The sequence below is a fragment of the Aquiflexum sp. genome (genome assembly GCF_977115555.1).
The window spans coordinates 26,501-33,565 of the sequence record NZ_CDSBKL010000003.1 but is presented as its reverse complement, the minus strand read 5'-3'; the positions used below and the strand labels follow the sequence as shown (position 1 = coordinate 33,565).

4 protein-coding genes are annotated in these 7,065 nt (G+C 39.9%); all 4 read right to left on the bottom strand.

Annotated elements, in window-relative coordinates; genetic code table 11:
* Positions 1–331, bottom strand: a 331-nt coding sequence (locus ACZFYI_RS00520; RefSeq protein WP_462522166.1) for a hypothetical protein, incomplete at its 3' end; no start/stop codon positions are given.
* A gap of 106 nt (positions 332–437) precedes the next feature.
* Entirely contained in the window at positions 438–1,967 is a 1,530-nt protein-coding gene (locus ACZFYI_RS00515) for an arylsulfatase (protein ID WP_462522165.1), read from the bottom strand.
* 18 nt (positions 1,968–1,985) lie between these two features.
* A complete protein-coding gene (locus tag ACZFYI_RS00510; protein ID WP_462522164.1) occupies positions 1,986–4,349 on the bottom strand; it encodes an arylsulfatase in 2,364 nt (787 codons plus the stop codon).
* 104 nt (positions 4,350–4,453) lie between these two features.
* Positions 4,454–7,015, bottom strand: a complete 2,562-nt coding sequence (locus ACZFYI_RS00505) for a DUF748 domain-containing protein (RefSeq protein ID WP_462522163.1) — start codon at positions 7,013–7,015, stop codon at positions 4,454–4,456.
* Between the last annotated feature and the right edge of the window lie 50 nt (positions 7,016–7,065).

Here is a 7,065-nt window from a genome sequence, read left to right as displayed (position 1 = left end):
ATGGTGATAACTCTTGGTTCAGATGGAATGATGATTTTTCATCAAGACCAAAAATTCCATCCACATCTTCATCTCGCTTATCAAAAAGCCTGTCGGTTTCTTTATCCTTTTCTTCCTTCGATTTGGTGCTTGATGATACTTGTATAAGGTCATCGGCGAGTTTTCCGTTGATTTCTTCATATTCCTTTTGCTGTTCTGGTGTTAGTTTCACTTCTTCTGTTTTATTTAAATCAGCAAGGAGCGATTTTTTATTTAAAACCTGAGCTGACACTGCACTAGCTGATACTATGAAAACAGCTAGTGCTAAGAGATTAATAATTTTGATTTTCATTTTTTAGAATTTTGTATTATTCAAACCTTTTTTTGATTTTCCGCATTATCGATTCTAAAGATTGGAAGGGTTAAGGGTGAATTTCTATGCCAAGAAATTACTACTATTAGTTATCGTTTTTCATTTTTAGCATCATGCCTTCAATCATTTTTGTAAAATCCCCCGAGAGCGGTGTTTGGCGAGGTGGAAATTCCTTGAAACTCTCCAAATGTTTTTGCATTAGTCCCAACATCGGAGCATATGCCCAGCCTTTGTGCTCTGACAACTGACGAGTAATATCGCTGTCGGTCTGTCTTTCGTAAGGATCCAATAAAAGATTAACCAATAAGGGTCTTCCATATGGTTCTAAGAATCCGTCCCATTTATTATTACGCTTTGATGCAAAAGACATTTTAAACTGTTTGTATCGTATGGCAGTCAAATTTGCTTCGTCGTAATAGAAATAGAAATCGCGTTTACTTGAGGATTTACCGGTAATAAAGTCGGTCTGATCAATTCCTTCCAAAAGCACTTTAAAGGGCTTACCATTATAAGTACTGCCATTTTTCAATTTTTCAACGATGTTAGGCTCACCAGCTATGGCAATCAAAGTAGTAAACCAATCTTCCAACGACATGATCTCACTGCTTTGGCTTCCTGCTTCAATTTTTCCCGGCCATCTTACAATACAAGGAACTCTAACTCCACCTTCCCAGGTGGTTCCCTTATCCCCACGGTATGGACTGGTCCCACCTTCAGGCCACATATACTGGTAAGCGCCATTATCTGTAGTATAAATGACGATGGTGTTGTCAGTCAATTTCAGGTCGTCAACGAGTTTCAGTAGTTCGCCTACCTCCCTATCGTGAACTATTAATGCATCCCCGTAGACATCTTCGCCATTTTGCGAGGCTCTTGATTTACCTTTATCCGCCTCCTTTAAATGCTGAAATACGTGTAATCTGGAAGGGTTATACCATGCAAAAAACGGTTTATCTTCTTTGGATTTTCTTTTAATGTAGTCTGTTGTTTTTGCCAGAATTTCCTCATCAAAAGTCTCCATGCGTTTTGAAGTTAAAGCTCCTTCATCTATTGTTGGACCATTTGCTGTGCCGGAAATAACTCCTCTTGGATCAAATTGCTTTTTGAAGTTGGCGTCCGTAGGACGATCCTTGTCTTCAAGGTCTTCGCTGGCATTAAGGTGATACAGGTTGCCAAAATATTCATCAAATCCATGACGGTGAGGCAACATATCTTCTAAATCGCCAAAGTGATTTTTACCAAATTGGGCAGTATTGTAACCTAATGTTTTTAGCACATCTGCTAGCGTTGGGTCTTCTTTTTTAAGCCCAACGTCCGTTCCCGGTATTCCTACCGTTGTAAGTCCGGTTCTAACCGGCAATTGACCTGTGATAAAAGCTGCACGACCGGCAGTACAGCTTGGTTGACCGTAAAAAGTGGTAAGCTTTAACCCTTGACTAGCTAATTTGTCAATATTTGGTGTTGGGGCACCCATAATATCACCACCGTAGGTTCCAAGATTACTAATGCCAATATCATCGGCCATTATAACGATGATATTAGGCTTTTTTTGCTGTGCGAAAGCCAGTTGAACGAAAAGTAGAACTGTTAACGAGAGTATTACTTTCTTTTTCATAGGTTAATGTTTGATTTATTATTTCAGATATTTTATCCAGGTCTTTCCAATTTTCCCATTGAAAGCGAAGGGCGCTTTATCATAATAGTCCAATGAAACCGGCGAATCAAGGTCTTTTCCTATATCAAAAGTCGCATTGGAAGTGAAGTGGAGGGACATCGCTCGGGGTACCGTACCTTTGCCCACTTCTTCTCCATTTACTTTAAGTGTGATGTCCATTGCACCACCAATAGGTCCTTGAAGCCTCGACTCGACTTCAATTACCACTTTACCAACTGGCAGTTTTTTAGAAGATCTGAGTTTCGTTCGTTCTACCTCAAAGAGGTTGAATTCATAATGCAGGTATCCATCTTTGATAAAGGCAGTAATTCCACCAGAAAAACCTGCAAGTGCATAGAGTACTCCATTGGCATTTTTTGGAATTTCTACTTCCATTGTCACCAAACTGCTGTTTTTCCCAAGCTTTGGTGCGGCGGATTCTGGCATATATGTTATTGGACGGTCAAAAGTCCATTCGGTAAGTGGAGATGCCGGTGCATCCTCCGGATGAAATAAGGCGGTAGACCAAAGTCCTCCTCCGATGGGAAGGTTTTTATACTTTGCTGATTCTGCGATAAACAGCGCCTTCATTTCCTCCAGTTTTTCAGGATTGGACTCTGCCAGATCTGTACTTTGACTCCAATCCTCATCAATATGATAAAGCTCCCATTGATCGGTAAGTGGAGACCAATCTTTGACACCTTTTGGTATCCCTCCTACCCATGGTTCTCTTGGTCCCCTAGCTGATGCATACCATCCATCGTCATAAATCCCCCTGCTTGCCATGATATCAAAAAACTGAGTAGTCCTTGTGCTTTTTGCCTTGGCTTCTGTAAAAGAATAAACCATACTGGTACCATGGATCGGATCCTGGGAGAAACCATTTACCACCTGAGGAGAAGAAATTTCCAACAATTCATAAACCGTCGGTACAATGTCTATTACATGGTGAAACTGTGCCCTTGTTTCAATGTCACGCTTGATTTTCTTTGGCCAACTGACAGCCATAGGTTGTCTGGTTCCACCAAAATAAGCGCCCTGTAATTTTGTACCCTGGTAAGGAGTACTGCCTGCCCATGCCCAGCCGGCATGGTACATGTTGTCGGTTTTTGGGCCGCCCAGAGCATCCAATCCCCCGAGTTCTTCCAATGCTTTCAGGTGATCGGAAATCTTGGTCGGAATTCCGTTTTGGGCGAGTTGTTCGCTGATGGTGCCATATAGGCCTTCAGATGATGAACCATTGTCTCCCCAGATATAAAATATGAGCGTATTTTCGAGTTCACCCATTCTTTCAATTTCGTCGATCAACCTTCCCGCCTGATAGTCTGCATGCTCGGTAAATCCTGCAAATACTTCCATCAGCCTTCTTTGGAAAGGTCTTTCGGATTCAGGAATAGATTCCCAAGAAGCCATAGACTCCGGTCTGGGTGTAAGTTTGGTGTCTTGGGGTATCCATCCTTTTTCTTTGGCGTTTTTAAACACCCTCTCCCTGTATGCATCCCACCCATCATCAAACTTTCCTTTGTATTTGTCAGCCCATTCTTTGGGTACTTGGTGTGGACCATGGGAGGCACCCGGGGCCCAATAAATAAAGAAAGGCTTATCAGGCTGAAAAGCCTTCTGGTCCTGCATCCAGGTGATCGCATCATCGGCAATGTCTTCTGACAGGTGGTATCCTTCAGGATGATGTTCCTTGATGATATAATTGGTGTTTCTTACTAAAGTTGGCTCATATTGAGATGCTTCACCCGCTAAAAACCCATAAAAATATTCAAAACCATAACCAATAGGCCAATATTCAAAAGGGCCTTTATTTGTAATCTGCTCTTCAGGCGTGTTGTGCCATTTTCCAAAAGCAGCGGTATTGTATCCATAATTCTTGAGCACTTCCGCCATGGTGGCTGAGGATTTGGGAATCACTCCGCTAAAGCCATCGAAATCATTGGCGATTGCCGCGATCTGTCCATTTCCCACAAAAGTATGGTTGCGGCCGGTGAGCAAAGATGCCCTGGTGGGCGAACACATCGCGGTAGAATGGAACCGGTTGTATGATATTCCGCCTTTGGCTACCCTTTCCAAAGTAGGTGTGTTGATTTCACCACCATAAGTTGAAGGGGTGCCTGGTCCAAGGTCATCCATCAAAATGATGACAATGTTTGGTGCATCCTCAGGCAATCTGTTAGGTTCTATCCGCTTTTTGTAGGTAGAAGTTCCTATAGTAAGACCGGCTTTACTTCCTGAAGGAACCGGTGGAAAAGGAAGGATATCCTGAGCTGAAATCAAGCCTGGCAAGCAGACAAGAAAACCTAATAACAAAGACTTTAAAACAATATTTTTTTTCATTTGATAAGCATTTATGCTGTTTAATTTTCAGTTATCATTGAGGGTAATGAGAATTTGAATTGTAGACCATTAAAACTTACCCTTTCACTAATCAGAGTCCATTATCAATTCCTTCCTAATTTTTCATCTGAAAGGGAATATTTGGTCTCGAATATTGGTTGGCTTCCAATATTTTTAGGGGAATCCGGGTCAAAATCCACAATCCTGATTTTAGTGGTTTCTCGGATTCCATACAGATATTTTTCCAGACTGGATTTTCGGATTTGACCAATCTGGTTGGAAAGAGAATCTATCACATTGGCAGGTACCAGGATTTTGGAGGCAGCCAAGACATCCAAGGAATCAGCGCCGGTATTTTCTTTTAAGAAGGTTTTAAACTCCTGTTCATTGGATTCGTGGTTTTTACCGGTATTTAATAAGAAAAATTTTCCTGCCTCTCCTACTGCAATCAGGTTTTTTTCTGCTTCTATATCATTGAAGTAAATGAGCTCTATTTTTAATCCATCTTTCTTTTCTTCCAATTCAAGTAACTTATCAAGCTGCTTTTGTATTTTGGAAGTGAAAGTTGTATCGAGGTAACTGTATTCAATGGACTTGATATCATTGGGGTCGACACTGACCAAGCCTGCCAGAAAATTGATTGGGGCAGTACCAACTTTTACAATCAGATTTTTGAAAGTATTCCAGACAATCTGTCCAATGCTGACAGTGGGATCATTCAAATCCCCTCTTACAGGAATATCGAGGTTAATGACTCCATCTTTGTCCTTTAAAATAAAAAGGGCAAATTTCATGGGTAAATCGTAAAGGCCACCTGATTTCTCCCCTAATTCCGCATGTTGGATAATCAGTTTGTTTTCACTTGTAAGCTGGTTGTTCAAAATCTCAGTATGGCTTTTGTAATACATATCCCCATAGACAATTGGAAAACCCATATAAAACTTTGAATAGATGTTCAAATCACTCAACCGAAAATCCTTTATGGTATAATCGAGTATGATATCATAGGGATTTGAAGGATTAAAGCCTACCTCAGCCACAAGGGTACCACGTTTATTGAGGAGCATTTTAGCGTTTAACTTTACCCAATCTGAAGTGCTTTGAAGTGTTCCGGCATCCATATGGATTTCACTGAGGTAATAATTGAAAATCTCCCCTGTCAGGTTATCGGCGTAATCTAGTTTCCCCTTATCGACAATCAAGTGGCCTATTTCATAATACAGCGGATCAGATGAGGGGGTGGACTCAGCTTCTTCTTCAATTGGAATATTGAATGCTTGGAAGAAATTGTTGGTAAGGGAATCCATTCTGAAAAAAACATAGGGTTCAGAAACTACCAAAGAATCTATTATGTATTTCGATTGGGAATAATCAATTGTTTTGAAGTTGACTTCCGCTTTTTTGGCACCTAAAAATTCCTTTCCCTCATTATCTTTCATCAAAAAATCTAGTAATTCCAACGAACCGGAAACGAGGGATTTATCCGGTTCATTCAAGTCACCTCCAAGGGTAAAATTGCTGTTTAGCTCGCCCTGAATGATTTGGACATTTTCATAATTTTCAACTTCAAAAATCCCGTTTCGAACGATAAGGTTGTTTATCGAATATGCAAGCAGGGTGGAAGCGGTGGTATCAGCTGGAAAAGCTGCCTGATTTAATGAATCCTCGTTGACCGAAATATTAAAAATTTCGAAAAAATTGTTTGACTCTCCCTCCATTCTAAAATAGACATAAGGATCATTAAAAATAAGTGAATCTACTGCATAATTCAGGTTAGCCTGATCAATGGACTTCAACTGGATTTCCATTTTTTTTGTGCCTAGAAACTTCTTATCCTGTCTGTCTGTCATCAAAAAATCAAGAACTTCCAAAGAACCTGAGATTTTGGATTTTTCAGGTTCATTGATATTCCCCATAATCGAAAAATTACTGTTAAGCATTCCCTGAATGGAATTAATATTAGCCGATGTTGCCACATAATCTTTGAAAGCGTCTAGGTATAGATGATAGACTATGATGTTGGCTTCAAAATCCCCTCCTGTAGGATCGAAATTCAGTGTTGACTCAAAATACCCTTCATTTTTGAAGGCAAATCTCAAACCTGCTTTGCTTTTTTCTTTTTGGTCCCAACCTATATATGGAATGAAAAATGACAGGTCATTCAATTTTGTCACTTTATTTAATTTCCTGTTCTCATAAGAGAATTGCGCTCTCGTTAACTCAATATTTGACAACTGAAACTTTAAAGGACCAGAGTCAGACGAATCTTCCGCAAGGGTATCTTTGGAAGAGGAAAAGAAAGTAATCAAATCATCAAAATTGAAAATAGAATCATTTTGAATGAACCTTGCATTTAGACCTGAAAGGTAAAACTGCTCGATGACAAGGTCTTTTGTGATATACCTGTATGGTTCAGAATCGACCAATAAAGTATCAAATGAAACAAAAACTTCTTTCCCATCAGCTTCAAACATTTTAAAATCAGTTACAAGGATTTTTCCTGTGAAATAATTGATTTTGAGTTTCCCTAATTCCATCTGACGTCCGATCAGTTCCTTACTGTGGTTTATAAGATACTTTCTTATAATTCCTGGAATCAGAAAGACCATCAGTATGATGAATACAGTGAAAATGCCCAATGACCGTAGAATGATTTTCTTACTCATTTTTGGTATGGAAATAATGTGATTCAAAATGCGAGCCCTTTGGCAATGAA

What these genes read in the sequence shown, in the direction of transcription:
- ACZFYI_RS00505 (WP_462522163.1), bottom strand. Translation starts at nt 7,015, where the DNA reads ATGAGTAAGAAAATCATTCTACGGTCATTGGGCATTTTCACTGTATTC.
- ACZFYI_RS00515 (WP_462522165.1), bottom strand. Translation starts at nt 1,967, where the DNA reads ATGAAAAAGAAAGTAATACTCTCGTTAACAGTTCTACTTTTCGTTCAA.
- ACZFYI_RS00510 (WP_462522164.1), bottom strand. Translation starts at nt 4,349, where the DNA reads ATGAAAAAAAATATTGTTTTAAAGTCTTTGTTATTAGGTTTTCTTGTC.